We start from the raw sequence: 24088 nt of genomic DNA, 5'->3' as shown, positions 1-24088 counted from the left end.
TTGTGAAAAGGGGGCATGCCGGATTCGGCATACAGGGTTACGCTGGAGGGACGTACGCACCATCGCCACCAGTGTGAGGAGACCCCATGAGGGGCAAGATCGGAATCGTCGTCGGACTCGCGGCGGGCTATGTGCTCGGCTCGCGGGCCGGTCGAGAGCGCTACGAGCAGATCAAGTCGAACTTCCTGAAGGTGTGGAACACCGACCCGGTGCAGAAGCAGGTGGGCAAGGTCACGGATCTCGGCAAGTCCGCCGCTCTCGCTCTGCCGAGCGCGCTGTGGGACGGCGCCGTCAAGATCACGAAGGCGGCCACGAAGAACGGCACGGCCGGCCAGCGTCTCGACGCGGCGATCCGCGCCGGGAAGGACTCCGCCGACGAGGTCACGCGTGCAGCCGAGACCACCGCCGCCAGTGTCGAGAAGGCCGCGGACTCCGCCGCGAAGAAGACGACGACGCGCAAGAGCACGACCTCGTCGGGCACGGCATCCACGCGTACGAAGAAGTCCTCGGGGAGCTGAGATGACGACGCCTCGCGGCTTCCGCGACCGTGCGGACGACAGCCTCCTCACCCTGCTGGGCGAGGTGCCCGAGCTGGTGCGCAACCTCATCGTCGCCGAGATCGACTCCGCCAAGAAGTGGGCGATGAGCGCGGGCAAGGAAGCCGGCATGGGGGGCGTGTGGTTCATCGTCGCCCTCTTCTTCCTGTTCTGGTCTCTCCCGGCCCTGGGAGCGTTCGCGATCATCGGACTCGCATCGTGGATGCCGGCGTGGCTCGCCAGCCTGATCGTGCTGGTGCTCGGGCTCGTCTTCGTGGCCGTGTTCGCACTGCTGGGCCTCCTCCGATTCCGCCGCCTCCGCCGTCTGCAGAGTCCTGCCAAGGCTGTCGCCACCGACACCCGCATCGTGAAGGACGTCGTCAATGAGTACTGAGATCCCCGTCCCCCGTACCGCCGTTCCGCTCGGCATCACCGATCCGGTCGAGAAGGCGCGCGCCGAACTCAAGGCCGCCCTGTCGGCGATCGAGGAGAAGACCAACGTCCCCAAGCGGGTCGCGCGGGCGACCGATCGCGGCGTCACCGCGGCACGTCGCTTCCACCGGGAGAACCCCACGGGTGCCGTGGCCGCCGCCGCCGGCATCGCCGTCGCTGCGGGTCTCGTGGTCTGGGGATTCGTCCGTCTGTACACGCGCTGAGGGTCGGCGGTCGCGGCGTCCGCGCTCCGGCCGGGGGTAGTATCCATCTACAGGCAGTGGCGATGAGGCGGATGCTGCCGGCGATGCACGCCCGAGTGCACGACCGCGTGCGGCGAGGGCATCGCATTGTCGGGCGCTCTTCGTGCGTCCGATCCGAGCACCACGAGAGTCGACGATGAACGCACACAGCACGGCGAACGCGCCGCAGAAGCCCCTGAAGGGCTGGCGTGTGCTCGTTCCCCGGGGTGGACCGTGGGGAGACTCCGTCGCGGCGACCCTTCGTGCGCAGGGTGCCACGCCCGTCATCGCCCCGCTCATCAACTTCGCGCCCTCGACCGATCAGACGACGCTCGAGTCGGCACTCGCCGACCTCGCGGCGGGCGCATTCGACTGGGTCACTCTCACCAGCGCGACTACGGTCGACGTGCTGTACGCCTATCGGGCGGCTATTCCGGCCACCACGAAGGTCGCCGCCGTCGGCGAGACCACCGCGACGGCCCTCACGGCCGTCGGCTATCGCGTCGATCTCGTTCCCGACGAGGACAACTCCGCCGCGGGCATGGCCGCGCAGCTCATCGCGCTGGAGCCGGAACCCCGCCGCATCCTCACGCTGCGCAGCGAGATCGCCAAGCCGGTGCTCACCCGCGAGCTGTCGGCCGCGGGCCACGACGTGCGCAGCGTCATCGCGTATCGCACCGTCGGTGTGCCCGTGACCGACCGGATCGCCGCAGACGTGCGCTCTGGCCGCATCAACGCGATCCTCGTGACGAGCGGGTCGGTCGCCGAGCAGGTGCGGCTGCAGTTCCCCGACATCCCCGCGGATACGGTGATCGCCGCGATCGGACCGCGGACGGCGAAGGATGCCAAGCGCGCCGGTCTCGGCGTCAGCGTCGTGGCGCGTGAGCAGACCGTCAATGGGCTGATCTCCGCCGTCTCCACCTTCCCGCTCCCGCACGCGACCGACGAGTTCGCCGTCTGATCACGCGCCGGTCGTACCGAAGCGGGGGATCGTTGCCGCTCTGTGAGGAAACGCGCAGACGAAACGCGGCAGACTGAACGCATGGTGACTCTGCTGCTCGACTCGGCGCAGCTCGAGGTCGTGCTGTCGCCGATCGAGCGAGCGCTCTCCTTCCGGTCGGCCGGAGTGCGCGTCGACCGCTCCGCCATCGTCAAGGTCCAGCTCACCGACGACGCGTGGACGTGGCTGCGCGGTGTGCCGAGTCCGGGAACGCACGTGCGCGGCATCCTCGCCATGGGCACGTGGAAGTCGTCGGGGGGTGCCGACTTCGTCGTCGTGCAGCGTCACAGGCCCGCGGTCGTCATCGATCTCGACCCGTCGGTCGGCGTCGGCGCGGAGTTCGAGCGCCTCGTCCTCACCACGCGGCACGGCGTCGCGCTCGTGCAGGCCCTCCAACTCGAGGCCGAGACCGAGGCCGCCGACGTCGTCGACATCGTCGCGCCGCACTCCGCGGCGCGACCACGTCGGGCCCGCGCCCCGAAGGTCGCTCCGGCCACGCCCTGACGGGGCGGTCAGCTGACGTCGCGCCGCCAGCTCACGAGGTATCCGAGCACGAGCAGCACGACGGCGTAGGCCAGGAGTACGAGGCCGCCGATCCACCACTCGAGCGGCTCCGCCGTCGCCCCGCCGGTGGCTCCGCCGAGGCTCGTGTAGAGGCTCGCGCCCACGAGCGCGTCGGAAGTGGCGCCCGGGAGGAAGCGCGCTGCCTCCGAGACGCCGTCGACGAAGCCCGCGACCGTGCGGAGGATCGGCTCGAGGAACTGGGTGAACACGATGACGCCCACGACGGCGGCGACCTGATTGCGCACGAGCGTGCCGATGCCGATGCCGATCAGCACCCACAGCACGAACGCGAGCACGATCCGCCCGAGCATCGCCCAGATGTCGGGGTCGCCCAGCTGGGTGTCGATGTCGAACAGCGCCAGGATGCCGGCTCCCGGCCCCACCGTGGAGACCACCGCGACGGCGGCGTAGAGGAGACCCATCAGGATGCCGGAGATCGCCTTGCCCGTGAGCGCGACCCCCCGCCGCGGCGTCGCGAGGAACGTGGGGGTGAGCGTCTTGTGCCGGAACTCGCCCGTGACCACGAGCGTCCCGATCAGCAGGGGGAAGATGTAGCCGACGGCGGTCGCCAGGCTGTAGATGATCGGCGGCAGGATCTCGGCGGGGATGCTCGGGGTGGTTGTGCCGCTGTCGGGCATCGCTCCCGAAGAGACGGCGCCGAAGACGGCGGCGAGCCCGCCCGCGGTGCTGCCGACATAGACGATCAGCACGAGCGCCAGCACCCACCACTGGGAGGTGGTGAACTGCTTCGTCAGTTCCGAGCGGGTCGCGCGCGCGAGGCTCATCGCTGCTCACCGCCTTCGTGGTGCTCGTCGGTATGGTCAGCTTCCGGGGTGGCGGCATCCGTCTCCGCGTCGACCTGCGGCTCCACGTCGAGCGCAGGAGGCGCTGCACCTTCGGCGGAGGCGTGCACACGGACGCCGTTCACGAGGTCGAGGAACACCTCCTCGAGCGCGGGGCCGCGTCGCTGCAGCGTCGACAGGGCGACACCGGCGTCCGCAGCGATCGCGCCGACCGCAGCCGTGTCCGCGCCGCGCACCGTGAAGCCGGTGCGCAGCACCTCGAAGTCCTGACCGGCATCCGTGAGGGCCGCCGCGAGCGCCGCACGATCGGGGGCGTCGACGACGGCGGCGTACTCGTCGCTGGCCGTGAGCTCGTCGATGCGCCCCTGGAAGACGAGCCGTCCGCGCGCGATGATCAGCAGCGCCTCGGCGGTCTGCTGGATCTCGGCGAGCAGGTGCGACGACACGAGCACCGTGCGTCCCTGGCGAGCGAGCTCGCGCAGGAAGCCGCGCATCCATCGGATGCCTTCGGGGTCGAGTCCGTTCGACGGCTCGTCGAGCACGAGCACCCCCGGGTCGCCCAGCAGCGTGTAGGCGAGCCCGAGGCGCTGGCGCATGCCGAGTGAGAAGCCGCCGACCTTGCGCCCCGCGACGTCAGCCAGCCCCACCGTGCCGAGCGCCTCATCGACGCGGGATGCCGGAAGCCCGGCGGCGTGGGCGTACACGCGCAGGTGGTTCGCGGCGGAGCGGCCCGGGTGGAAGCTCGACGCCTCGAGCGCCGCGCCGACGGTCTGGAGCGGCTGGGCGAGCTGCGCGTAGCGCTTGCCGCCGATCGTGGCGGTGCCGCTCGAGGGGGAGATGAGCCCCAGGAGGATGCGCAGGGACGTCGTCTTGCCGGCGCCGTTGGGGCCGAGGAAGCCCGTGACGACTCCCGGCTCGACGCGCGCGCTGAAACCGTCCACGGCGGTCACCGCGCCGAAGCGCTTCGTGACGCCGGTGAACTCGAGGACGTGGCCGTCGGGCATGGAAAACGTCTCCTCTTCGCGGGCTGTCTCTCCATCCTGGCGGAAAGGCACCGGGGGCGAGGGATCTGCGTACGTCGGGAGTGGCGCCTGTGGACAATCCGCGCTCGTGACGCGTCGGCTCGGGACAATGTGAATGATCCATGCACCCCTACGCATGAAAGCATGTCCACTCGCCGACGGGAGTCACCATGTTCCACATCACGCCGACCCTGATGATCGCGACCGTGGCCGTCGTCTGCGCGCTCGTGATCTGCCTCGCGCCGGTCGTCGCTCTGCGGCGACGCCGCGAACGCGCGTCCTCACGGTCCGTGCCGCCGTCCGCGCCCGACCGGCTCGGGTAGCGTGAGCGGCGTGAGTGAACCCGCCACGCCGCCCGCCGCGATCCCCGGCACCGATTCCATCTCCGACTCCGCCACCGCGTCCGACCTCCGCACGCCCGCGCGCGTGCGTGCGCACGCCGACAGCAGCGTCGGCCATCTGACGCTCGACCGGCCCGAGGCGATCAATGCGCTCGACCTCGGCATGATCGAGGCCCTGGCCGCCGCGCTCGACCGCTGGGAGAAAGACACCGACATCCAGGTGATCCTTCTCGACGGTGCCGGCGAGCGGGGGCTGTGCGCGGGCGGCGACGTGCGCGGGCTGCACGCGCAGATCGTCGCGGGCGATGCCGACGAGGCGGCGACCTTCTTCCACGCCGAGTACGCCCTCAACGCCCGCATCGCCGAGTACCCGAAGCCGATCGTCGCCCTCGCAGACGGCATCACGATGGGCGGCGGCGTCGGACTCGCCTGCCATGCCGCAGTACGGGTCGTCACCGAGCGGTCGAAGCTCGCGATGCCCGAGACCCGCATCGGGTTCACGCCCGACGTCGGCGGCAGCTGGCTGCTCGGGCGCGCGCCGGGACGCGTGGGCGAGTACCTCGCGCTCACCGGCGCGACGATGGATGCCGCCGATGCCATCTATGCCGGATTCGCCGACCACCTGGTGCCCTCCGAACGGCTCGGCGACCTGCATGACGCGCTCGTGACGCGCGCCGACCCGCACACCCCCACCGAACTCGTGCTGCTCTTCGACGAGACGGCCGAGCCGTCGCGGCTCGAGGCGGCGCGCCCGTGGATCGACGACGCGTTCTCGGCCGACACGGTCGTCGAGATCATCGCGCGTCTCCGGGAACGCTCGGAGCCCGAGGCCGCCGCCACGGCGGACACGCTCGAAGAGCTGTCGCCGACGGGTCTGGTCGTGACCCTCGCGGCGGTCCGGGCCGCGCGCGAGCTCCCCGACCTGCGCGCCGCACTCGCGCAGGAGTACGGACTCGTGATGTGGTTCGCGACGACGCAGCCCGACCTGCCCGAAGGCATCCGCGCGCAGCTCGTCGACCGGGACCGGACGCCCGCATGGACGCCCGCGACGCTCCACGAGGTCGATCCGGACATCGGCGCGCGCGCCCTGGCATCCGTCCCCGACCGCGGATTGTGGGACTGACCCGTGTTCGACAGCCCCCTATCCGCGTCGGCCTACGAGATCCTGGCGGTCGCGCCCGACGTCGACGACGATGCGCTGCGTCGCGCGTATCGCCTCCGCCTCCGCCAGACCCACCCCGACACCGGAGGCGACGCCGCGGTGTTCGTCCAGGTGCAGCGGGCGTGGGAGCTCATCGGCACCCCCGAGGCGCGCGCCGCCTACGACCGCGGCCACGGATTCGGCGACGCCGCGCCCTCGTTCGCGCCCGACGCTCCCGGCTGGCGGCCGCCGTCCGCGCCGGCCGACACGCGTCCTCGCGCGCGTTCGTTCGGCCACCCGGGCGGCTGGCGTCGCGAGCGCTACCTCACGCTCATGCGCGAGTGGGTCGGGCGAGGGGCGCCGCTGGAGAACCCGTACGACCCCGCCCTGGTGCGCACGGCGCCCCGAGAGGTGCGTCGCCTCCTGGCCGACGCGCTCGCCGAGGAGGCGACGGCACGGATCGTCGGCGACCTCGGGATGGGGTACACCGTGTGGCACGACGTCGCCGCCGACGTCCGCGAACCCGACGCCAAGGTCGATCACATCGTCCTCGGGCCGAGCGGTCTGTACGCGGTGCTGTCGGAGGACTTCGGCGGCCCGGTGCGCGTGCGCCGCGGCGAACTCATCGGTGAGAGCGTCGGACGCGGGGCGCCCGTGGCATCCCTCGTCGCGCGCACGCGCGCCGTCGCCCGCTCGGCGCGCGTGAAGTTCAGCGGTGCGCTCGTCGTGCTCCCCGACGACGACATCGAGGCCGCCATCGTCGAACTCGGCAAGGTGCGCGGGCTGGCGGTGGCCGTCGTGTCGCGCTCGGCTCTGTCGACCGTGCTGCGTCGTGGCGTCGCCGGCGCCCGGGAGATCGGCGGCAACGAGCTGTTCGACGTGCGCACGCGCCTGCAGCAGACCGTGCGCTTCGTCTGAGGCAGCCGCCCCGACGATCCGCCCCGACGCCCGGTTCGCCTAGCGCCCGGTTCGGCCTAACCGATGCCGAGCAGCTGCAGTGGATGGGTGAACCGCCACCACGCGTCGGGTTCGCCCAGATCGCCCGTGAGCGTCACGTCGGTCGTCGCGTCGTCGAGGGGCCCCGCGAGGGCGACCGTGCCGACGGTGTCGCCGTCGTCGCGCGCGTCGCCCAGCTCGAGCTGCGGCTCCGCGGTCGCCGAGGCGCCGTTCCACAGCAGCACGGACAGGTCGGATGCCGTCACGAGCTCGCCCGACGTGCCCCACGCCGTCGTGACCTCGCCGACGACCGTGCCGGCGGCCACGGTCTGACGCACCGCCGCCTCTTCGGCGACCTGGTCGAGGAGCTCGGCGGTCTCGTCGGCGCGGAGGGTCTCGGTGGGCTGGCCGACCACCACCGCGTAGACGCGGACGGTCGTGTCGTCGACGGCCACGTCGCGCGCCGCGAGCAGGTTGTAGTGCCCGAACAGTCCGCCCGTCTTGATGCCCACGACGGTGTCGTCGGACAGGAGCGGGTTGGTGTTGTCGATCTCGCCGACCCCGTCGATCTGCGCCGTCCGCGTCGCGACGATCTCGGCGACGACGGGGTCGGCCATCGCCAGCTTGCCGAGCGCGATGAGCGAGGCGGCGTCGGCGGAGTTGCCCTCATCGATGCCGGTGGGCTCGACGACCGTGATGCCCTCCAGTCCGTTCGCGTCGAGCCAGTCCCGCGCGGCCGACGCGAACGTCTCCTCGGTGGGCCACAGGTCCTGGATGAGCATGTCGACGTAGTTGCCGGCCGAGGCGATGAGGGCGCCCTGCATCAGCTGGTACTGCGTGAGGGTGCCGCCCACCGGCACGTCGAGCGCCGACTCCCCGCGCCCGAGGAAGCCCCAGTAGTCTGCGCGGTCGGCGTAGACGATGTCGCGCACGGGTCCCTCCTCACCGACGGCGATCGGCTTCTCGTCCTGCACCATGAGCACCGCGATGAGCTTGGTGATGCTCGCCATCGCGTCGGCATTCGGCGACGAAGCCGCGACGGTGTCGACCCCGTCGATCCCGACGGCGCCCTCGCCGTCGGCGGGCCAGGACACCGCGGATGCCGGTGCCGTCACCGTCGGCGCCTCGGCGGCTTCCACCACGGGGGTCACGTTGTCGAGGGTCCACAGCTGGGTCGCCGCGGTGTACCCGCCGGCGAGCGCCAGCAGGACGATGACGGTGACGATGAAGCCGGCGGGGGAGCGGCGCCGACGGCGGGGGACGAGGTCGGGCAGCACGGGGACGTACGCGCTCGCCGCCGCGGAGAGATCGTCGGGAGCACGGCGGACGCCGACGGCATCCACGTCGATCCACGACAGGGCCACCGGTCGGCGGGGCGTCATGGGCGGGACGTCGCCCGCCGCGGCGGCCGCGGGCGCGGCAGCGACGGGTGCGGAGGCCGCGACGGGTGCGGAGGCCGCGACGGGTGCGGAGGCCGCGACGGGTGCGGCGGCCGCGACGGGTGCGGCGCCGGCGTCGGCCGAGTCGGCGACCGTGGGGATCTCGGCGGAGTCGGCGCGAGAGCGCTCTTCGGCTTGAGCGCGCAGCTCGCGCCGCGACGTGGGGGGTGCGTCGGGCGAAGTCACGCCCTCCAACGTACCCGCCCCGACCTCTGCGCCGGCTGACTATACTCATCGCAGAACCACGGGAGTCCGGTGAGCCGGGCTGAGAGGAAGCGATCCACGCTTCGACCGTCGAACCTGATCCGGATCATGCCGGCGCAGGGAGGAGAACACATGCACGCGTCCGCGTCGCCGACCACCGTTCGCACCGCCCCGATGGGCCGCTTCCGCTGGCGCATCGTCGACATCGTCACCGCCAGCGTCATCGGCGTGGCATCCGGGCTGATCTTCCTGGCCTGGAACATCGGCTACCTGGGTCCGAAGGCCCTGCTCGAGCCGCTGCTGCCCGGGCTCCAGGGCCTCCTCGACGGCCCGTGGCTGTTCGCGGGCGTGCTGGGAGCGCTCATCATCCGCAAGCCGGGGGCCGCTCTCTACACCGAGACCCTCGCGGCCGTGGTGTCCGCACTCATCGGCAACCAGTGGGGCGGCTTCCTCACGATCGAGGCGGGCCTCGTGCAGGGCCTCGGAGCAGAGCTGATCTTCCTGCTCTTCCTGTACCGCGTCTGGTCGCTGCCGGTCGCGCTCCTCGCGGGAGCGGGTGCGGGACTGGCGGGGGCCATCAACAACCTCATCCTCTGGTACGCCGGGGCGGATGCCACGTTCACGCTCGTCTACGTCGTGAGCGCCGTGGTGTCGGGAGCCGTGATCGCCGGAGGGCTGTCCTGGTTCCTCGCTCGCGGCATCGCCGCCACGGGCGCCCTCGACGGCTTCGCATCGGGTCGCGACCGCCGCGAACGCGTCTGACCGACGTGTCGTCGCGGTCCGGAGGGGCGCCGGCGCCCTCGGCGGTCGAGGCGCGCGGCTGGGGCTGGCGTCACGCCTCCCGTCGCGCGTGGGCCCTCGACGGCGTCGACCTGCGGATCGAGCCGGGGGAGCGGGTGCTGCTCCTGGGTGCGTCGGGTGCGGGGAAGTCCACCTTCCTGCACGGCCTCGCTGGCGTCCTCGGCGGCGAGGAGGAGGGCGAGTCGCGCGGGGAGCTGCGCATCGACGGCACGCCCGCGGCCGCCACGCGCGGGCGGGCCGGCCTCGTGCTCCAAGACCCCGACGCGCAGGTGATCCTCGCCCGGGTCGGCGACGACGTCGCGTTCGGGTGCGAGAACCTCGGTGTCCCGCGCGACGAGATCTGGCCGCGAGTGCGGCACGCCCTGGATGCCGTCGGCCTCGACGTCGAGCTCGACCGCCCGACCAAAGCGCTGTCCGGCGGTCAGAAGCAGCGTCTCGCGCTCGCCGGGGCGCTCGCGATGCGGCCGGGTCTGCTCCTGCTCGACGAGCCCACGGCCAACCTCGATCCGGACGGCGTCGCCGAGGTCCGGGATGCCGTGGGCCGTGTCCTCGACGCGACGGGGGCGACGTTCGTCGTCGTCGAGCACCGCGTGGACGTGTGGCTGCCGCTCGTGCACCGGGTGGTGGTCCTCGGGGAGGGCGGCGTCGTGGCCGACGGGCCGCCCGACCGGGTGCTGCGCGACCGCGGACCCGAGCTCGCCGACGCGGGTGTCTGGGTTCCCGGCATCCCTCCCGCCGTGCCCCCCGCGCCGGTGCGCACGCCCGGTGCTCCCGTGCTCACGACGGAGCGCCTCGCGGTGGCGCGGGTACGCGGTACAGCCGTGGCGACGGGGGTCGACCTGCAGGTCTGCGCCGGAGAGGCCCTCGCCATCGTCGGCCCCAACGGCGCCGGAAAGTCCACCCTCGGGCTCACCCTCGCCGGCCTGCTGCCGCCGCATGCGGGTGAGGTCACGGCATCCCGCGACCTCGCCGAGGGTGCCGGGTCGTCGCCCATCGGCTGGCGATCCCGCGCGTTGCTGACCCGCATCGGCATGGTGTTCCAAGATCCCGAGCACCAGCTGCTGGCCCGCACGGTGAGGGACGAGCTCGAGATCGGTCCGCGCGCTCTGGGGCTCGCGCCGGATGCCATGACCGCGCGAGTCGACGAGCTTCTCGACCGCCTGCGGCTCGCCGCCCTCGCCCGCGCCAACCCGTACACGCTGTCGGGCGGAGAGAAGCGCCGACTGACCGTCGCCGCGGCGCTCGCCACCGCACCGCGCGTGCTCGTGCTCGACGAGCCCACCTTCGGCCAGGACGCCCGCACGTGGGCGGAGCTCGTGAGCATGCTCGCCGGGCTGCGCGACGAGGGGCGCGCGATCGTCACGATCACGCACGACGAGGCCGTCGTCGCCGCCCTCCACGCGCGACGGTTCGCTCTGACGAGGCGGGACCACGCATGACGCTGTTCGACTCCCGGGCCCGCACCGGCCCCGTCGCTTCGATCAACCCGGTCGCCAAGCTGGCGGCCAGTGCGCTCATCGCGGTGCCGCTCGTCCTCACGCTCGACGTCGTGTCGGCATCCGTCGCCCTCGCCCTGGAGTGCGTGCTGTTCCTGTTCGCGGGCCTCGGGTGGCGGGAGTTCTGGCTGCGCACCTGGCCGGTCTGGCTCGCCGCGCCGTTGACGGCCCTCACGATCGCGCTCTACGGCGAGGCCTCGGGCCAGGTGTACGTCGAGTGGTTCGTGGTGCGGGTGAGCGACGGGTCACTCGCACTCGCGGCGGCCACGTTCGTGCGCGTGCTGGCGGTCGCGCTGCCGTCGGTCGTCCTCTTCGTCACCGTCGACCCCACCGACCTCGCCGACGGGCTCGCGCAGATCATGCGACTGCCCGCGCGATTCGTGCTCGGCGCCCTCGCCGGGCTGCGCATGGTGGGGCTGTTCGTCGACGACTGGCGCGCCCTCGAACTCGCCCGTCGTGCGCGGGGCGTCGCCGATCGGGGTCGCATCCGCCGGTTCGTCGGCATGGCGTTCGCGCTGCTCGTGCTGTCGATCCGCCGTGGGGCGAAGCTCGCCACGGCCATGGAGGCCCGCGGTTTCGGTGCGCCCGGCACCCGCACCTGGGCGCGTCCGTCGCGGTTCGGGTGGCGCGAGTGGGTGCTCGTCGCGATCGGCGCCGCCATCTCCGCGATCGCCGTCGCGGCCGCCGTCGTCGCGGGCACGTGGAACTTCATCCTCGGCCCTTCCTGAGCCGGCCGGCCGGCGCGACTGCCCGGATGCCGCGTGACAGGCCCCGTCGCCCCCACGCGGAGACGGAACGCAGTCCCGGCTACACTGGGATGCGGTTTCACCCGTTCGAAGGAGAGCGCATGGACATCGCCGGCACATCGGCCCTCGTGACGGGCGGCGCGAGCGGGCTCGGCCTCGCAACGGCCCGGCGCCTCGCCGCCGCGGGCGCCCACGTCGTCGTCATCGACCTTCCCACCTCGGCGGGAGCCGACGTCGCGGCCGAACTCGGCGGTACGTTCGCGCCGGCCGACGTGACGGATGCCGAACAGGTCGCCGCCGCGGTCGCCACGGCATCCGCCGCCGCGCCCCTGCGCGTGGTCGTGAACTGCGCGGGCATCGCACCCCCCGCGAAGGTCCTCGACCGCGAGGGTGCACCCACGCCGCTCGCCGACTTCGAACGCATCGTCCGCGTCAACCTCATCGGCACCTACAACATCGTCGCCCAGGCGTCGGCGGCGATGGCCGCGGCCGAGCCGTCGGCCTCCGGTGATCGGGGCGTCATCGTCAACACGGCCTCGGTCGCGGCGTTCGACGGGCAGATCGGCCAGCCCGCCTACGCCGCGAGCAAGGGCGGGGTGCACGCGATGACGCTGCCGATCGCCCGGGAGCTCGCGCGCCACGGCATCCGGGTGTGCACGATCGCGCCGGGGATCATGGAGACGCCGATGCTCGCGGGGCTGCCGCAGGCGGCGCAGGATTCGCTCGGCCAGCAGGTGCCCTACCCGCAGCGGCTCGGGCGACCCGACGAGTACGCGGCGCTCGTGATGTCGATCGTCGACAACGGCTACCTCAACGGCGAGACCATCCGCCTCGACGGCGCGATCCGGATGGCCCCCAAATGACCCGCCACTCCTCGTCGCCCCGCGGGAAGGACCGCTCATGACCGACTCGATCCTCTACACGAGAGACGGCGCGCTTGCCCGCCTCACGTTCAACCGGCCCGCCTCCCTGAACGCGATGGGGTTCGAGATGGGCGCGCGCTGGCGCGACCTGGCGCACGAGATCACGGCAGACGAGACCGTGGGAGCCGTGCTGCTCGACGCGAACGGCCCCGCGTTCTGCGCGGGCGGCGACGTCGTCGAGATGGCCACGTCGGGGGCGACCGGCGCGCAGGTGACCGACGCCGCGCGAACGATCCATGACGGCATCCGCACGTTCACGGAGTCCGCCCTGCCGATCGTCGCGGCCGTGCAGGGCGCGGTCGCCGGGGGCGGACTGGGGCTCATGCTCACCGCGGACTACATCGTCGCCTCACCCGCCGCGAAGTTCGTCAGCAAGTACGCGAACATCGGACTCACGCCGGATCTCGGTGTCTCCACGCTCCTGACGGCCGCCGTCGGCCCGCGGCGCGCGCTGCAGCTGCTCCTCCAAGACCTCACGATCGACGCCCCGACCGCCTGCGACTGGGGCCTCGTCACCGAGGTCGCCGACGACCCGGGCGCGCGAGCGGCCGATGTCGCCCGGTTCTGGCTCGACAACGCGACCGGGGCCTTCGGCCAGGCCAAGCGCCTGGTCCGGGCGGGTGCCGGACGCTCCTTCGCCGACAACCTCGACGACGAGGCCCGCACGATCGGTGCCGCCTTCGAGACCGACGCGTCGAAGCGGCGCGTGGCCGCGTTCGCCGCGGCATCCCGCACCCCCAAGGAGAACCGATGACCACCCCCGGCTCCGGCGCCCTCGCCGGCAAGACCATCCTGATGTCGGGCGGCAGCCGCGGCATCGGGCTCGCGATCGCCCTCCGCGCCGCGCGCGACGGCGCGAACATCGCCCTGATGGCGAAGACCGACACGCCGCACCCCAAGCTGGAGGGCACGGTCCACACCGCCGCCGAGCAGATCCGTGCCGCGGGGGGACAGGCGCTGCCGATCGTGGGCGACGTGCGCAACGACGACGACATCACCGCCGCCGTGCTGACGACGCAGGGCGAGTTCGGCGGCATCGACGTCGTCGTCAACAACGCGTCGGTGATCGATCTGTCGGGGTCGCTCGAGCTGTCGGCGAAGAAGTACGACCTCATGCAGGACGTCAACGTCCGCGGCACGTTCCTGCTGTCGCGCGCCGCAGTGCCGATCCTGAAGGATGCCGAGAACCCGCACATCCTGTCGCTGTCGCCCCCGCTGAACACGACCCCTCGCTGGCTCGGCGCCCACACCGGGTACTCGCTTGCGAAGTTCGGCATGACGATGGCGACCCTCGGGATGGCGGCCGAGTTCGCCCCGCACGGGATCGCCGCCAATACGCTCTGGCCGGAGACGACCATCGCGACGGCGGCCGTGCAGTTCGCGCTCGGGGGCGACCGCATGATGAAGGTCAGCCGCACGCCGGAGATCTACGCCGATGCCGCGTACGAGGTGCTCACGCGTCCGGCCCGCGAGTACACGGGACAGACGCTCATCGTCGAGGACGTGCTGCGGGAGGCCGGGGTGACCGACTTCTCCGGGTATGCGGCGACGCCCGGCACTCCCGACTCGGAGCTGTTCCCCGACATCTTCCTCTGAGCGGTCCGCGCTGAGCGGTCTGCCCCGTACGGTCCCGCCCGCGGTCAGATGAGGTCGAGCGCGACGAGCGCGTTGTGCACGCCGTCGTCGAGGACGCCCGTCGTCACCCGATCCGCGAGCGCCCGGAGCTGCGGGTCGGCGCCGGCCATGGCCACCGACGTGCCGCAGACCTCGAACATCTCGACGTCGTTCCAGCTGTCGCCGATGCCGACGGCCTGCGCCGGATCGAGGCCCAGCATGTCGAGGATCTCGACGATCGCGGCGCCCTTCGTCGTGCCCCGCATCGAGATCTCGCCGTTCGAGCCGCCGGGGAGCGGGATGCTCCCGGGGATCACGTGGAATCGGTCTCCCAGATCGGCCTGCATGCGATCGACGCCGTCGGAGCGGTCGCTGACGAACGTCGCCTTCGCGATCTCGTCGAGGGGCGCTTCCGAGACGTCGCCGTACCGCTCGGCGGCCTCCTGCAGCACCGATCCGAGCAGGTCGTCGCCGCTGCGTCCGTCGCCGTGGGCGCCCTGGGCCGCGCCGAGGTGTGCGAGGTCCTCCGCGCGGCGCTCGGCGCGCTGGCGGAGGAAGTCGCCCATCAGGTCGACGATTCCGGCGCTGGCGTACACGCGCTCGTGCGACTGCAGGAAGTACTGGATGCCGCCGTCCTCGAAGTACCGGATGAGGCGCTCGACGTCGCCGCGCGGCATCGTGTGCCGGACGACCAGCTCGCCTCCGCGCGTCGCGAAGGCGCCGCCGTTGGTGATCGCGCCGTCGAATCCGATGGCGCGCACGTCGGGGTGGATGTCGCCGTCGGCACGGCCCGTGCACAGGTACACGAGATGCCCACGGGCCCGCGCCGCGCGGATCGCGGTGACCGTCGAGGGGGCGATGACCGAGCCGTGCTCGAGGATCGTCCCGTCGATGTCGATGAACACGATGCGCTGCGAGGATGCGGGGGAAGTCACGGCATCCATCCTCTCAGGGCCGGATGAACGCCTCCTGCACGTCAGTGCTTCTGGCCGGTGACCAGCAGCACTCCGCCGAGCCCGATCATCATCGTGCCGCCCGTCGCGGTGAGCGTCTCGATGCGTCGCGGTGAACGCGCGAACCACGTCCGCGCGGCGGCGGCGGCGAACACCCACACGCTGTCGGAGACGAGGGCGATGACGGCGAAGACGAGCCCGAGCTCCATCATCTGCCACGCGACGGCACCGGCGTGCACGTCGACGAACTGCGGCAGCACGGCGACGAAGAAGGCGATGGTCTTCGGGTTGGTGACGCCGACGAGGAATCCCTGCCAGAGCTGACGCGCGTGCGAGCGGGGGAGCCGGGCGACCTCGACCTCTCGGGCGGCGTCCTTGCGATGACGGATCGCCTGCACGCCGAGGTACATGAGGTACAGCGCGCCGACGATCTTCAGCGCCGTGAACAGCTCGACCGAGCGCGCGATGATGCCCCCGACGCCGAGCGCGACGAGCGCCACGATCGGCACGAGAGCGAGGGTGACGCCGGCGACGCTGAGCAGTCCGCCCGCCCGGCCGAGCGCCAGCGTGCGACCGACCGAGAAGAGCACGGCCGGTCCGGGGATGACGATCAGTACGACCGCAGCCACCGTGAAGGCGAGGAGATTGTCGAGGGGAACCACAGCGAAGAGCGTAGACCGTCGTCAGGTTCTCGTCGCTCGCGCGTCGTCTATGGATGTGACAGAAGACACGAGAATGCGACGGCAGGCGGCGATGCAGGAAGCGGCCGCCCGCGCGATCCGCCGTACGCGCCAGCATCTGGGCATCAGTCAGGAGCTCCTGTCGGAGCGCGCGGGGGTCAGCGTCCGCACGCTCCGGTCCCTCGAGCGGGCGAACACCGTGCGGCCACGACCGGAGACGCTCGCCCGCATCACGGCGGCGCTCGACCTCGACCCGGTGAGCAGCGGGCGCGTGCTGGCGGCGTGGGCGACACCCCCGCGCGAGACGGGAGGCGAGATCACCTTCGGTCCGGTGCCGTATGCCGACGAGATCCGGGAGTTCGCGGCATCCGCGACCCTGCTCCATGTCGATGAGACGGTGCAGGTCAACACGGCGCGGCTGCGGGTGCGGGAGACGACGCGCGTCGCGCTCAAGTCCCGCAGCGGCACGCTGACCCACGTGTACGTCGTGAGCGTTCCGGATCCCGCGCTCCGCGATCCGGAGATCGTCGACCTGGAGGGATGCTCGGTGGCCGACGACGTGACGGCCGGCGACGGCGTGCGCGTCGTGCAGCTCGCGCTCCACCGAGCCGTGCGGGAACACGAGATCGGCACGCTGCGCTTCTCGCGGCTGCGGCGACCCGTGTTCGACACGGCGCCGGCGTTGGACTACGCGGGCACCGGGTTCCAGACGCCGACCGATCTGTACACGCTGCGGGTCAACTTCGACTCGCGCGTGAGGCCGGTGCGTGTGCTGCGGTGTGTGCAGGATAGACCGTTCGGCTCGCGCCGTGCGCTCCGCTCGATCGAGGTCGGTCCGGATGGCAGCGCCGTGCTCGCGATCCAGAAACCGCGGCCCGCGGCCCATCTCATTCGATGGGACTGGTGAGACGGCGCGCCCGCTAGCGTGTCGTCATGAGCGATCTGTCCACTGCCGTGCGCCGCGGTCCGCTCGTGCTCGACGGCGGACTCGGCACGCTCCTGGAGGCGCGCGGCAACGACCTGAGCTCTGAGCTGTGGTCGGCGCGACTGCTGCGCGACGACCCCGACGAGGTGCGGGGTGCGCACGCGGAGTTCGCCGCGGCGGGCGCCGACGTGCTCATCACCTGCTCCTATCAGCTCGCGTACGGCGGGCGCATCGACGACGACGAGGTCACCGCGCTGCTCGCGCGCAGCGTCGCCCTCGCCCGCGATGCCGGCGAGGGGTTCGTCGCGGCATCCGTCGGACCCTTCGGCGCCGCACGCGCCGACGGCAGCGAGTACCGCGGCGACTACGGGGTGAGCGTCGACCATCTCGCCCGGTGGCATCGCCGTCGGCTCCACACCCTCGCCGAGGCGGCGCCTGACGTGCTGGCGGTCGAGACGATCCCGTGCATCGAAGAGGTCGAGGCGCTCGTCTCCGAGATCGACGGCCTCGGCATCCCCGCCTGGATCAGCCTCTCCGCCGCCAGCGACGCGTTCACCGACGCTCTGCTCGAGGAGGCGCTGCGCATCGCCGCATCGGCGCGAGGGGTCGTCGCGGTCGGGGTCAACTGCTGTCCGCCCGAGCGGGTGCCCGTGACGCTCGCCCTGGCGCCCGCGGCGACGCCGCTCGTCGCCTACCCGAACAGCGGAGAGACGTGGGATGCCGAGGCCCGGCGATGGCGCGGCGCCCCCGGCATCCCGGCTCGCGACGCCCGCGCGTGGATCGACGCCGGGGCGCGCCTCGTCGGCGGCTGCTGCCGCACGACCCCGGCGCACATCGCCGCGCTCGCTGACGCCGTCCACGGGTGAACCGACGCGAAGAAGGTGACGCAATCGGCCGCTTCGCCGGAGTGGAGGCGACCGATTGCGCCACCTTCAGGTGGCCTGCCCGAGGAGGGGGGAGGGGGATCAGGCGGAGAGGCTGGCGCCGTTGGTGCGGATGACCTCGGCGTACCAGTCGAAGGACTTCTTCTTGAAGCGGTCGAGCGTGCCCGAGCCGTCGTCGTTGCGGTCGACGTAGATGAACCCGTAGCGCTTGCTGAGCTGCGCGGTGGAGGCCGACACGAGGTCGATGCAGCCCCACGTCGTGTAGCCGAGCAGGTCGACGCCGTCTTCGATCGCTTCGCCGACGGCATCCAGGTGCGCCTGGAGGTAGGCGATGCGGTAGTCGTCCACGACCGTCTTCACACCGTCGATCTCGACGAGCTCGTCCTTCGCGCCGAGACCGTTCTCCACGATGAACAGCGGCTTCTGCCAGCGGTCCCAGAACTGGTTCAGCACGAGGCGCAGCCCGACCGGGTCGATCTGCCAGCCCCACTCCGACTCCTTCAGCGTCGGGTTCCTCACGCCGCCGAAGAGGTTGCCCTCGCCCATGACGCGCTTGTCGTCGTCGGCGGTCTCGCAGATCGACGAGTAGTAGCTGAACGACACGAAGTCGACGGTGTGCTCCTTCAGCAGCGCCCGGTCCTCGTCGCTGATGACGAGCTCGACGCCCTGCTCCCGCAGGCTCCGCAGGTAGTACCCCGGGTACTCGCCGCGCACGTGGATGTCGCCGAACGCGAGGTTCACGCGCTCGGTGGTGAGCGCGGCGAAGACGTCGTCGGGGTCGGGGGTGAGCGGGTAGACCGGCATCGACAGCACCATGCAGCCGATCTGCGCGTCGGGTGCGACCTCGCGCGCGATCTTGGTCGCCAGGGCGGATGCCACGAGCTCATGGTGGACGGCCTGGTACAGGTCGGTCTTCGACAGCTGCTCCTTGGGCGTGTTGATGCCGCCCGACATGAACGGCGCGTGGACCACCGAGTTGATCTCGTTGAAGGTCAGCCAGTACTTCACGCGCGCGCCGTAGCGGCTGAACAGCACACGGACGTAGCGCTCGTAGAAGCCGATGAGGTCGCGGTTGACCCAGCCGTCGTACTTCTCGGCGAGGTGGAGCGGCGTCTCGTAGTGCGAGATGGTCACGAGCGGCTCGATGCCGTGCTTCTCGAGCTCGTCGAGCACGCGGTCGTAGAAGGCCAGACCGGCCTCGTTGGGCTCGGTCTCGTCGCCCTTCGGGAAGATGCGGCTCCACGCGATGGAGAAGCGGAACGTCGTGAAGCCCATCTCGGCGAAGAGGGCGATGTCCTCCGCGTAGCGGTGGTAGAAGTCGATGCCGACCTGCTTCAGGTTGTCATCGGTGGGGCCGTCGGTGCGCGGCGTCATGATGCCCTTCGGCATGACGTCCTGGATCGAGAGGCCCTTGCCGTCCTCGAGGTACGCGCCCTCCACCTGGTTCGCGGCGGTCGCGCCGCCCCAGAGGAAGCCGTCGGGGAAGCGGGTGGTGCTCATGCGGGGTGTCTCCTGTTCGAGGGGCGGGTGGGATGCCGCAGCGAGCGTGCCTCGGCATCCCACCCGCTGATGCGGGGTACGCGGGTTACTTCGCGACGGCGAGGGAGTCGACCGACACGGCGGTGAACAGCGGCTCACCGTGGGCGATCGGACCGGCCGCCGACGCGGTGATCTCCGGGTACAGGTCGGGGTTGGTGACGATGACGGGCGTCGTCAGGTCGTAGCCGGCCTTCTCGATCGCGTCGCCGTCGAACTCGACGAGGAGGTCGCCGGCCTTCACCTGCTGGCCCGCGGTCACCTTGGTGGAGAAGTGCTCTCCGCCGAGCTTGACCGTGTCGATGCCGATGTGGATCAGCAGCTCGGCGCCGTCGGCGTGACGGAGGCCGAACGCGTGGCCCGTGGGGAACGCGGCGACGACGATGCCGTCGAACGGCGCGTACACGGCACCCGAGCGGGGCTGCACGGCCACGCCGCGGCCCAGCGAGCCGTCGGCGAAGGCCGCGTCGGGCACCTCGCTGAGTGGCACGACGGTGCCGTCGACGGGGCTCAGGATCGCGACGTCGTTGGCGGCGACGGGCGTGGGAGCGGCCGCCTCCTCGGGCTCCTTGAAGCCCACGATCGCGGTGAGGAGGAACGGCACGGCGATCGCGACGAGCAGGCCGATGGTGAGCATGATCATGTTCCCGTTGCCGAACAGGGCGGGAAGCGCCAGGCCGGAGGGCACGACGAACGCGGTCGAGAAGACGCCGCCGATCGAGATGATCGCGCCGCCGATCGCGCCGCCGACGATGCCGAAGGCGAACGGGCGCTTGAGCGGCAGGTTGATGCCGTAGATCGCGGGCTCGGTGATGCCGGCGAGGAAGCCGGACAGCGTCGCGGGCGCGGCGAGCGACTTGAGGCTCTTGTTGCGGGCGCGCACCCAGACGCCGGCGACGGCGGCGGCCTGCGCGAGCACGGCGGCGAACACGGGGCCGACGAGGAGGATCTGTCCGGTGGTCTGGAACTCGAGCGTGAACAGCGGCACGAGACCCCAGTGCAGACCGAAGATCACGAAGACCTGCCACAGGCCGCCCATGATCGCGCCACCCAGCCACGGCACGTACTCGAACACCCAGCCGATGCCGTTGCCGAGCCAGCCGCTGAGGACGGCGGAGATCGGACCGATGACGACGAAGACGATCGGCACGGCGAGCAGCACGACGATCATCGGGGTGACGAAGCGCCGCACCGCGCCGGGGAGCTTCGCGTAGAGGAAGCGCTCCGCGTGCGACTGCAGCCACACGATGACGATGATCGGGATGACGCTGGAGACGTAGGTGACCATCGTGAAGGGGATGCCGAAGAACGTCAGGTCGGGGGCGCCGACGAGCGGGGTGATCGTCGGGTAGAGGAGCGCGGCGGCGATCGCGAACGCCGTGAACTCGTTGGCCTTGAAGTAGCGCGCGGCCGTGAAGGCGAGCGCGAGCGGGAGGAAGTTGATGAACGCGTCGGAGAGGGCGTTCAGCACGACGTAGGTGCTCGTGGTGGCGTCGATCCAGCCGAACGTGACGGCGGCGGCGAGGAATGCCTTCAGGAGGCCGGTGCCGGCCAGGGCCCACAGCAGCGGCGTGAAGATCGCCGAGATCATCGCGATGAACCGGTTGAAGAGATTGCCCTTCGGTCCGGCCGGGGTGTCGGAGCCGCCGGCGCCGCCGATCCCGGAGATCTTGCCGATCTCGGCGAACACCTCCGGCACGTCGTTGCCGATGACGACCTGGTACTGGCCGCCGGCCTGCGCCGTCGTGATGACGCCGGGGGTCGCCCGCAGCGCGGATGCGTTCGCCTTGGACTCGTCCTTGAGGACGAATCGCAGCCGTGTCGCGCAGTGCACGAGCGACTGCACGTTCTCCTCGCCGCCGACTCCGGCGAGGACGCCGGCCGCGGTCTTCGCGTAATCCGCCATTGGGATCCGCCTTCCTTTCGCCGCAGCTCTGCGGCACTCCTGTGGTTCTCACGAGGCCGGTCCGCCCGCTTTCGGGCAAAAAAATAACCTGGACTCGTTCACCTCGACCCGATCGGAATCGGTCGTGATGTGAGTCCAGGTTTCGCCCGCTGTCGCGGTAACGATCCGGAGATCTCGGCAGGACGGGGTCCTGCGGAGGTCAAGTTACCACAGGACCCGCGCCGCCGCCAGTGGTGACCTGAGACCGCAACCGCTCGACGTGGACGATGAGGTACAGCACCTCCTCGTCGGTGAGGGCGGCCTCCGTCGCGGCGAAGACGTACTTCTTGACCTCTTCGGCGATGGCGTGCGACTGCGGGTAGCTGTGCTTGGCGAACTCGAAGAACGAGCTGTCGTTGCCCACGAGCATCGTGCGGTTGACGAGCCGCTGCAGCAGGAACTGCACGTGCAGGATGAACCGCGCGTAGTCGGCGCTCCCGGCATCCAAGGTCACACCGAGCCGCTGTTCGACGACGTCGACGACGTGTTGCAGGCGGCGCAGCAGCAGCGCGGCGGTGCCGTTGGGCTCGTCGCGCGTCGCGTTGAGGAGGTGCATCGTGAGGAACACCGCCTCCTCGGGGGGAAGGGGGCGACCCAGGGATGCCGCGAGGGAGGCGGCCATGCGATCCGCTGCCGCGAACTCGTGCGGGTAGAGCACGCGCAGCTCCGGCATCGACGTGGTCGGGATGCGGAGCCCTTGGTCGAGGCGTTCGAGCACGTAGTGGACGTGGTCGATCACCGCGATCGTCAGGTGGCGGTCGAGGTGTCGGCCGAGCATGCGCTCCGCCTCGTCGACGGCGCGCGTGACGGCCTCGATCGTGGCGTACGGCACGTCGACGAGCAGTCGCCGCTCGCGCTCGCCCTGCGCGCCGGCGTCGAGGATGAACGTCTTCTCGACTTTCGACGGGTCGATCACGTCGTGCGGCTTCAGTTGGAATCCGAGGCCCCGGCCCATGAGCACCCGCTCGCGCCCCGACTCGTCGATCGCGATGACGACGTTGTTGTTGAGCACGCGGTGCACCGGAACGGGGTGCGCGACGGGCGGTCGCGCGGGCGCGGATGCCGGTCCCGAGGGGGCGGCATCGCCGGGGGTGCTCATGCCGAGCATTCTAGGAGGCGCCGCCGAGCAGACAGCCACTCCGCGGCATCCCGCGGTGCGTTTCCGAAATGTAAAGGTTTCATTTCGTATTGAAAGTTCGAAAAGACCAGCCCCTATGGTGAGCGTACGTACACACCCCGTACGCGCCGCCGCGGCCCGCGCAGCCCGGCCCGTGCTGACAACCCGGCACCGTGTCCCGCACCATCCCTGTCTCAGTGATTCCTTTGTGAGGAAAAATGAACAAGAGGCTCTTCGCGGTGGCAGCCGCCGCCGCCGTCACCGCCCTCGCGCTGTCCGCGTGCAGCGGCGGCACCACACCCACCGACGACGACGCACCCACGGAGATCAGCGTCGCCGCCACCGACCCGCAGCTCATCATCCCCGGCCGCCAGTCGGTCGCCTACGACGTCAACATGGCGGTCTGGGCGCCGCTCGCGTTCCTCGAGTCCGACGGCACGCTCGAGTACGTCCAGGCGGAGTCCATCGAGTCCGACGACGCGATCACCTGGACCGTCACGCTCCGCGACGGCTGGACCTTCCACGACGGCACCCCGGTGACGGCGCAGACCTACGTCGACAGCTGGAACGCGGTCGCCTACGGGCCGAACGCGTTCGAGAACTCCGGTCAGCTCGCCAATATCGTGGGCTACGCCGACCTCAACCCCGCCGAGGGTGAGCCGTCGACCACCGAGATGTCGGGCCTCGCCGTCGTCGACGAGCAGACCTTCACGGTCGAGCTCACCGGCGCCGACAGCCAGTTCCCGCTGCAGGTCACGCAGGCTCAGACGGCGATGTTCCCGATGCCCGCCTCGGCGCTCGAGGACTTCGACGCGTACAACACCCACCCGATCGGCAACGGCCCGTTCGAGTTCGCGGAGGACTACGTCGAGAACGAGCCGATCGTGCTCGAGGCGTACGAGGACTATCAGGGCGAGGAGCCCACCGTCGACCGCATCACGTTCAAGCCCTACACCGACAGTGAGACCGCCTACACCGACGTGCTGGCGGGCAACCTCGACGTCGCGGGCGTGCCGGCATCCAAGCTGACGCAGGCCGGCGGCGACTTCGGCGACCGCCTCTACTCGTTCGAAGCCCCGGGCATCTCCTTCCTCGGCCTTCCGCTGTGGAACGACGCGTACAGCGACATCCGCGTGCGTCAGGCGATCTCGATGGCCATCGACCGCGAGGCGATCATCGACGTCATCTACGGCGGCACCTACGACCCGGCCACCGCCTGGACCCCGGCGATCGAGCCCGGCACCCCGACCGGCATCTGCGGCGAGTACTGCGAGTACGACCCGGATGCCGCCAAGGCCCTGCTCGACGAGGCCGGCGGCTTCGACGGCCCGCTCGAGATCTACTACCCCGGCGGCAGCGGACTCGACCCGCTGTACGAGGCCATCGCCAACCAGCTGCGCCAGAACCTCGGCATCGAGGCGACGGCGAAGCCGAGCGCCGACTGGGCCGAGTTCCTGCAGAACCGGAACGACGAGAACATCGACGGTCCGTTCTTCTCGCGCTGGGGTGCGCTCTATCCGAGCCAGCAGGCGACGCTCCGGGTCTTCTTCATCGAAGGCGGCGGGTGCACGAACTGCATCCCCTGGTACAGCGACGACGTCGCGGCGGCGATCGCCACCGCCGACGCGGACCTGTCGACCGACGGCTCGGCGTACGCCAAGGTGCAGGAGCTGATCCAGGCCGAGTTCCCGGCCGTGCCGCTCTTCTTCGAGAAGTACTCCTACGTCACTTCGGAGCGGGTCGCCGACCTGGTGACGTCGCCGGTGGGCAACCCCACCTACCGGTCGATCGTCCTCGGCGACTGACGC

General features: G+C 71.1%; 25 protein-coding genes and 1 riboswitch. Of the genes, 17 read left to right on the top strand and 8 right to left on the bottom strand.

Going from position 1 to position 24088, the window contains the following annotated elements; translation table 11 throughout:
* The first annotated feature begins 86 nt into the window (after positions 1-86).
* From ACSQ18_RS13955 to ACSQ18_RS13935, 5 genes are all read left to right on the top strand, one after another.
* On the top strand, positions 87-518 hold the full coding sequence (locus ACSQ18_RS13955) for a hypothetical protein (protein ID WP_436038018.1): 432 nt from the start codon (positions 87-89) through the stop codon (positions 516-518).
* 1 nt (position 519) lies between these two features.
* The gene (locus ACSQ18_RS13950) at positions 520-930 is read left to right on the top strand and encodes a phage holin family protein (protein ID WP_144806466.1); all 411 of its coding nucleotides are present in this window, start codon (positions 520-522) and stop codon (positions 928-930) included.
* Positions 920-1192: a hypothetical protein gene (locus tag ACSQ18_RS13945; RefSeq protein WP_436038017.1), complete on the top strand. Its 273-nt coding sequence runs from the start codon at positions 920-922 to the stop codon at positions 1190-1192. Before ACSQ18_RS13950 ends, ACSQ18_RS13945 begins: the two co-directional genes overlap by 11 nt.
* A 175-nt stretch (positions 1193-1367) precedes the next feature.
* The gene (locus ACSQ18_RS13940; protein ID WP_436038016.1) at positions 1368-2171 is read left to right on the top strand and encodes a uroporphyrinogen-III synthase; all 804 of its coding nucleotides are present in this window, start codon (positions 1368-1370) and stop codon (positions 2169-2171) included.
* A gap of 81 nt (positions 2172-2252) precedes the next feature.
* A complete protein-coding gene (locus tag ACSQ18_RS13935; RefSeq protein ID WP_436038015.1) occupies positions 2253-2714 on the top strand; it encodes a hypothetical protein in 462 nt (153 codons plus the stop codon).
* Between the two features lie 8 nt (positions 2715-2722).
* On the opposite strand, the gene ACSQ18_RS13930 is transcribed toward ACSQ18_RS13935, so the two are convergent.
* Both ACSQ18_RS13930 and ACSQ18_RS13925 read right to left on the bottom strand, forming a co-directional pair.
* Positions 2723-3559, bottom strand: a complete 837-nt coding sequence (locus tag ACSQ18_RS13930; RefSeq protein ID WP_436038014.1) for an ABC transporter permease — start codon at positions 3557-3559, stop codon at positions 2723-2725.
* Positions 3556-4581 (bottom strand): ATP-binding cassette domain-containing protein, encoded by a 1026-nt coding sequence (locus ACSQ18_RS13925; RefSeq protein WP_436038012.1) that lies wholly within the window; start codon positions 4579-4581, stop codon positions 3556-3558. The genes ACSQ18_RS13930 and ACSQ18_RS13925 overlap by 4 nt, the downstream gene beginning before the upstream one ends.
* Before the next feature lie 188 nt (positions 4582-4769).
* Here ACSQ18_RS13925 and ACSQ18_RS13920 point away from each other — a divergent pair, with 188 nt between their 5' ends.
* The 3 genes from ACSQ18_RS13920 to ACSQ18_RS13910 all read left to right on the top strand — a co-directional run bounded on the left by ACSQ18_RS13920 (position 4770) and on the right by ACSQ18_RS13910 (position 6999).
* Entirely contained in the window at positions 4770-4922 is a 153-nt protein-coding gene (locus ACSQ18_RS13920; protein ID WP_436038011.1) for a hypothetical protein, read from the top strand.
* Between the two features lie 103 nt (positions 4923-5025).
* Positions 5026-6063, top strand: coding sequence for an enoyl-CoA hydratase/isomerase family protein (locus ACSQ18_RS13915; protein ID WP_436038451.1), 1038 nt, complete (start codon positions 5026-5028; stop codon positions 6061-6063).
* 3 nt (positions 6064-6066) lie between these two features.
* Positions 6067-6999 carry a DnaJ domain-containing protein gene (locus ACSQ18_RS13910; RefSeq protein WP_436038010.1) on the top strand — a complete coding sequence of 311 codons (933 nt, stop codon included), beginning with the start codon at positions 6067-6069 and terminating at the stop codon, positions 6997-6999.
* A gap of 56 nt (positions 7000-7055) precedes the next feature.
* Here ACSQ18_RS13910 and ACSQ18_RS13905 read toward each other — a convergent pair whose 3' ends face one another.
* Complete coding sequence (locus ACSQ18_RS13905) at positions 7056-8642, bottom strand: D-alanyl-D-alanine carboxypeptidase (RefSeq protein WP_436038009.1); 1587 nt, start codon at positions 8640-8642, stop codon at positions 7056-7058.
* Between the two features lie 48 nt (positions 8643-8690).
* Positions 8691-8800: riboswitch (TPP riboswitch) on the top strand.
* On the opposite strand from ACSQ18_RS13905, the gene ACSQ18_RS13900 reads away from it, so the two are divergent.
* The 6 genes from ACSQ18_RS13900 (at position 8793) to ACSQ18_RS13875 (ending at position 14222) form a co-directional block, all read left to right on the top strand.
* Positions 8793-9422 (top strand): ECF transporter S component, encoded by a 630-nt coding sequence (locus ACSQ18_RS13900; protein WP_436038008.1) that lies wholly within the window; start codon positions 8793-8795, stop codon positions 9420-9422. Its footprint overlaps the riboswitch before it by 8 nt.
* Positions 9419-10900: an ABC transporter ATP-binding protein gene (locus tag ACSQ18_RS13895; RefSeq protein WP_436038450.1), complete on the top strand. Its 1482-nt coding sequence runs from the start codon at positions 9419-9421 to the stop codon at positions 10898-10900. The genes ACSQ18_RS13900 and ACSQ18_RS13895 overlap by 4 nt, the downstream gene beginning before the upstream one ends.
* Positions 10897-11685 carry an energy-coupling factor transporter transmembrane component T family protein gene (locus ACSQ18_RS13890; RefSeq protein WP_436038007.1) on the top strand — a complete coding sequence of 263 codons (789 nt, stop codon included), beginning with the start codon at positions 10897-10899 and terminating at the stop codon, positions 11683-11685. The genes ACSQ18_RS13895 and ACSQ18_RS13890 overlap by 4 nt, the downstream gene beginning before the upstream one ends.
* A 119-nt stretch (positions 11686-11804) precedes the next feature.
* Positions 11805-12566, top strand: a complete 762-nt coding sequence (locus ACSQ18_RS13885; protein WP_436038006.1) for an SDR family NAD(P)-dependent oxidoreductase — start codon at positions 11805-11807, stop codon at positions 12564-12566.
* A 37-nt stretch (positions 12567-12603) separates the two neighbouring features.
* Positions 12604-13380, top strand: a complete 777-nt coding sequence (locus ACSQ18_RS13880) for an enoyl-CoA hydratase/isomerase family protein (RefSeq protein ID WP_436038005.1) — start codon at positions 12604-12606, stop codon at positions 13378-13380.
* Positions 13377-14222 (top strand): SDR family oxidoreductase, encoded by an 846-nt coding sequence (locus tag ACSQ18_RS13875; RefSeq protein ID WP_436038004.1) that lies wholly within the window; start codon positions 13377-13379, stop codon positions 14220-14222. Before ACSQ18_RS13880 ends, ACSQ18_RS13875 begins: the two co-directional genes overlap by 4 nt.
* A gap of 44 nt (positions 14223-14266) precedes the next feature.
* Here the strand turns inward: ACSQ18_RS13875 and ACSQ18_RS13870 are convergent, their stop codons facing one another.
* Complete coding sequence (locus ACSQ18_RS13870; RefSeq protein ID WP_436038003.1) at positions 14267-15184, bottom strand: Cof-type HAD-IIB family hydrolase; 918 nt, start codon at positions 15182-15184, stop codon at positions 14267-14269.
* Positions 15185-15216: 32 nt separating this feature from the next.
* The gene (locus tag ACSQ18_RS13865; RefSeq protein WP_436038002.1) at positions 15217-15855 is read right to left on the bottom strand and encodes a LysE family translocator; all 639 of its coding nucleotides are present in this window, start codon (positions 15853-15855) and stop codon (positions 15217-15219) included.
* 73 nt (positions 15856-15928) lie between these two features.
* On the opposite strand from ACSQ18_RS13865, the gene ACSQ18_RS13860 reads away from it, so the two are divergent.
* Complete coding sequence (locus ACSQ18_RS13860; protein WP_436038001.1) at positions 15929-16780, top strand: helix-turn-helix domain-containing protein; 852 nt, start codon at positions 15929-15931, stop codon at positions 16778-16780.
* Positions 16781-16806: 26 nt separating this feature from the next.
* On the top strand, positions 16807-17664 hold the full coding sequence (gene mmuM, locus ACSQ18_RS13855) for a homocysteine S-methyltransferase (protein ID WP_436037999.1): 858 nt from the start codon (positions 16807-16809) through the stop codon (positions 17662-17664).
* 99 nt (positions 17665-17763) lie between these two features.
* Here the strand turns inward: mmuM and ACSQ18_RS13850 are convergent, their stop codons facing one another.
* The 3 genes from ACSQ18_RS13850 to ACSQ18_RS13840 form a co-directional block, all read right to left on the bottom strand.
* Positions 17764-19182, bottom strand: coding sequence for a glycoside hydrolase family 1 protein (locus ACSQ18_RS13850; protein WP_436037998.1), 1419 nt, complete (start codon positions 19180-19182; stop codon positions 17764-17766).
* An 85-nt stretch (positions 19183-19267) separates the two neighbouring features.
* On the bottom strand, positions 19268-21124 hold the full coding sequence (locus tag ACSQ18_RS13845; RefSeq protein WP_436037997.1) for a beta-glucoside-specific PTS transporter subunit IIABC: 1857 nt from the start codon (positions 21122-21124) through the stop codon (positions 19268-19270).
* A gap of 199 nt (positions 21125-21323) precedes the next feature.
* Positions 21324-22262: a PRD domain-containing protein gene (locus ACSQ18_RS13840; RefSeq protein WP_436037996.1), complete on the bottom strand. Its 939-nt coding sequence runs from the start codon at positions 22260-22262 to the stop codon at positions 21324-21326.
* Positions 22263-22498: 236 nt separating this feature from the next.
* On the opposite strand from ACSQ18_RS13840, the gene ACSQ18_RS13835 reads away from it, so the two are divergent.
* Entirely contained in the window at positions 22499-24085 is a 1587-nt protein-coding gene (locus tag ACSQ18_RS13835) for a peptide ABC transporter substrate-binding protein (protein ID WP_436037995.1), read from the top strand.
* The last annotated feature ends 3 nt before the right edge of the window (positions 24086-24088 follow it).

Origin of the sequence: Microbacterium sp. LjRoot45, from assembly GCF_964253325.1 — a bacterium.
In the GTDB taxonomy this organism is placed as follows: Bacteria; Actinomycetota; Actinomycetes; order Actinomycetales; family Microbacteriaceae; genus Microbacterium.
The sequence above is the reverse complement of the archived record's forward strand: the minus strand, read 5'-3'. Positions and strand labels throughout refer to the sequence as shown.

Excerpts from the sequence above, each read along its gene's own strand:
- ACSQ18_RS13920 (WP_436038011.1), top strand. The coding sequence starts at position 4,770 with ATGTTCCACATCACGCCGACCCTGATGATCGCGACCGTGGCCGTCGTC.
- mmuM (WP_436037999.1), top strand. The coding sequence starts at position 16,807 with ATGAGCGATCTGTCCACTGCCGTGCGCCGCGGTCCGCTCGTGCTCGAC.
- ACSQ18_RS13935 (WP_436038015.1), top strand. The coding sequence starts at position 2,253 with ATGGTGACTCTGCTGCTCGACTCGGCGCAGCTCGAGGTCGTGCTGTCG.
- ACSQ18_RS13945 (WP_436038017.1), top strand. The coding sequence starts at position 920 with ATGAGTACTGAGATCCCCGTCCCCCGTACCGCCGTTCCGCTCGGCATC.
- ACSQ18_RS13850 (WP_436037998.1), bottom strand. The coding sequence starts at position 19,182 with ATGAGCACCACCCGCTTCCCCGACGGCTTCCTCTGGGGCGGCGCGACC.
- ACSQ18_RS13840 (WP_436037996.1), bottom strand. The coding sequence starts at position 22,262 with ATGAGCACCCCCGGCGATGCCGCCCCCTCGGGACCGGCATCCGCGCCC.
- ACSQ18_RS13900 (WP_436038008.1), top strand. The coding sequence starts at position 8,793 with ATGCACGCGTCCGCGTCGCCGACCACCGTTCGCACCGCCCCGATGGGC.
- ACSQ18_RS13930 (WP_436038014.1), bottom strand. The coding sequence starts at position 3,559 with ATGAGCCTCGCGCGCGCGACCCGCTCGGAACTGACGAAGCAGTTCACC.
- ACSQ18_RS13940 (WP_436038016.1), top strand. The coding sequence starts at position 1,368 with ATGAACGCACACAGCACGGCGAACGCGCCGCAGAAGCCCCTGAAGGGC.
- ACSQ18_RS13890 (WP_436038007.1), top strand. The coding sequence starts at position 10,897 with ATGACGCTGTTCGACTCCCGGGCCCGCACCGGCCCCGTCGCTTCGATC.
- ACSQ18_RS13955 (WP_436038018.1), top strand. The coding sequence starts at position 87 with ATGAGGGGCAAGATCGGAATCGTCGTCGGACTCGCGGCGGGCTATGTG.
- ACSQ18_RS13860 (WP_436038001.1), top strand. The coding sequence starts at position 15,929 with ATGCGACGGCAGGCGGCGATGCAGGAAGCGGCCGCCCGCGCGATCCGC.
- ACSQ18_RS13845 (WP_436037997.1), bottom strand. The coding sequence starts at position 21,124 with ATGGCGGATTACGCGAAGACCGCGGCCGGCGTCCTCGCCGGAGTCGGC.
- ACSQ18_RS13880 (WP_436038005.1), top strand. The coding sequence starts at position 12,604 with ATGACCGACTCGATCCTCTACACGAGAGACGGCGCGCTTGCCCGCCTC.
- ACSQ18_RS13925 (WP_436038012.1), bottom strand. The coding sequence starts at position 4,581 with ATGCCCGACGGCCACGTCCTCGAGTTCACCGGCGTCACGAAGCGCTTC.
- ACSQ18_RS13950 (WP_144806466.1), top strand. The coding sequence starts at position 520 with ATGACGACGCCTCGCGGCTTCCGCGACCGTGCGGACGACAGCCTCCTC.
- ACSQ18_RS13875 (WP_436038004.1), top strand. The coding sequence starts at position 13,377 with ATGACCACCCCCGGCTCCGGCGCCCTCGCCGGCAAGACCATCCTGATG.
- ACSQ18_RS13885 (WP_436038006.1), top strand. The coding sequence starts at position 11,805 with ATGGACATCGCCGGCACATCGGCCCTCGTGACGGGCGGCGCGAGCGGG.
- ACSQ18_RS13835 (WP_436037995.1), top strand. The coding sequence starts at position 22,499 with ATGAACAAGAGGCTCTTCGCGGTGGCAGCCGCCGCCGCCGTCACCGCC.
- ACSQ18_RS13870 (WP_436038003.1), bottom strand. The coding sequence starts at position 15,184 with ATGGATGCCGTGACTTCCCCCGCATCCTCGCAGCGCATCGTGTTCATC.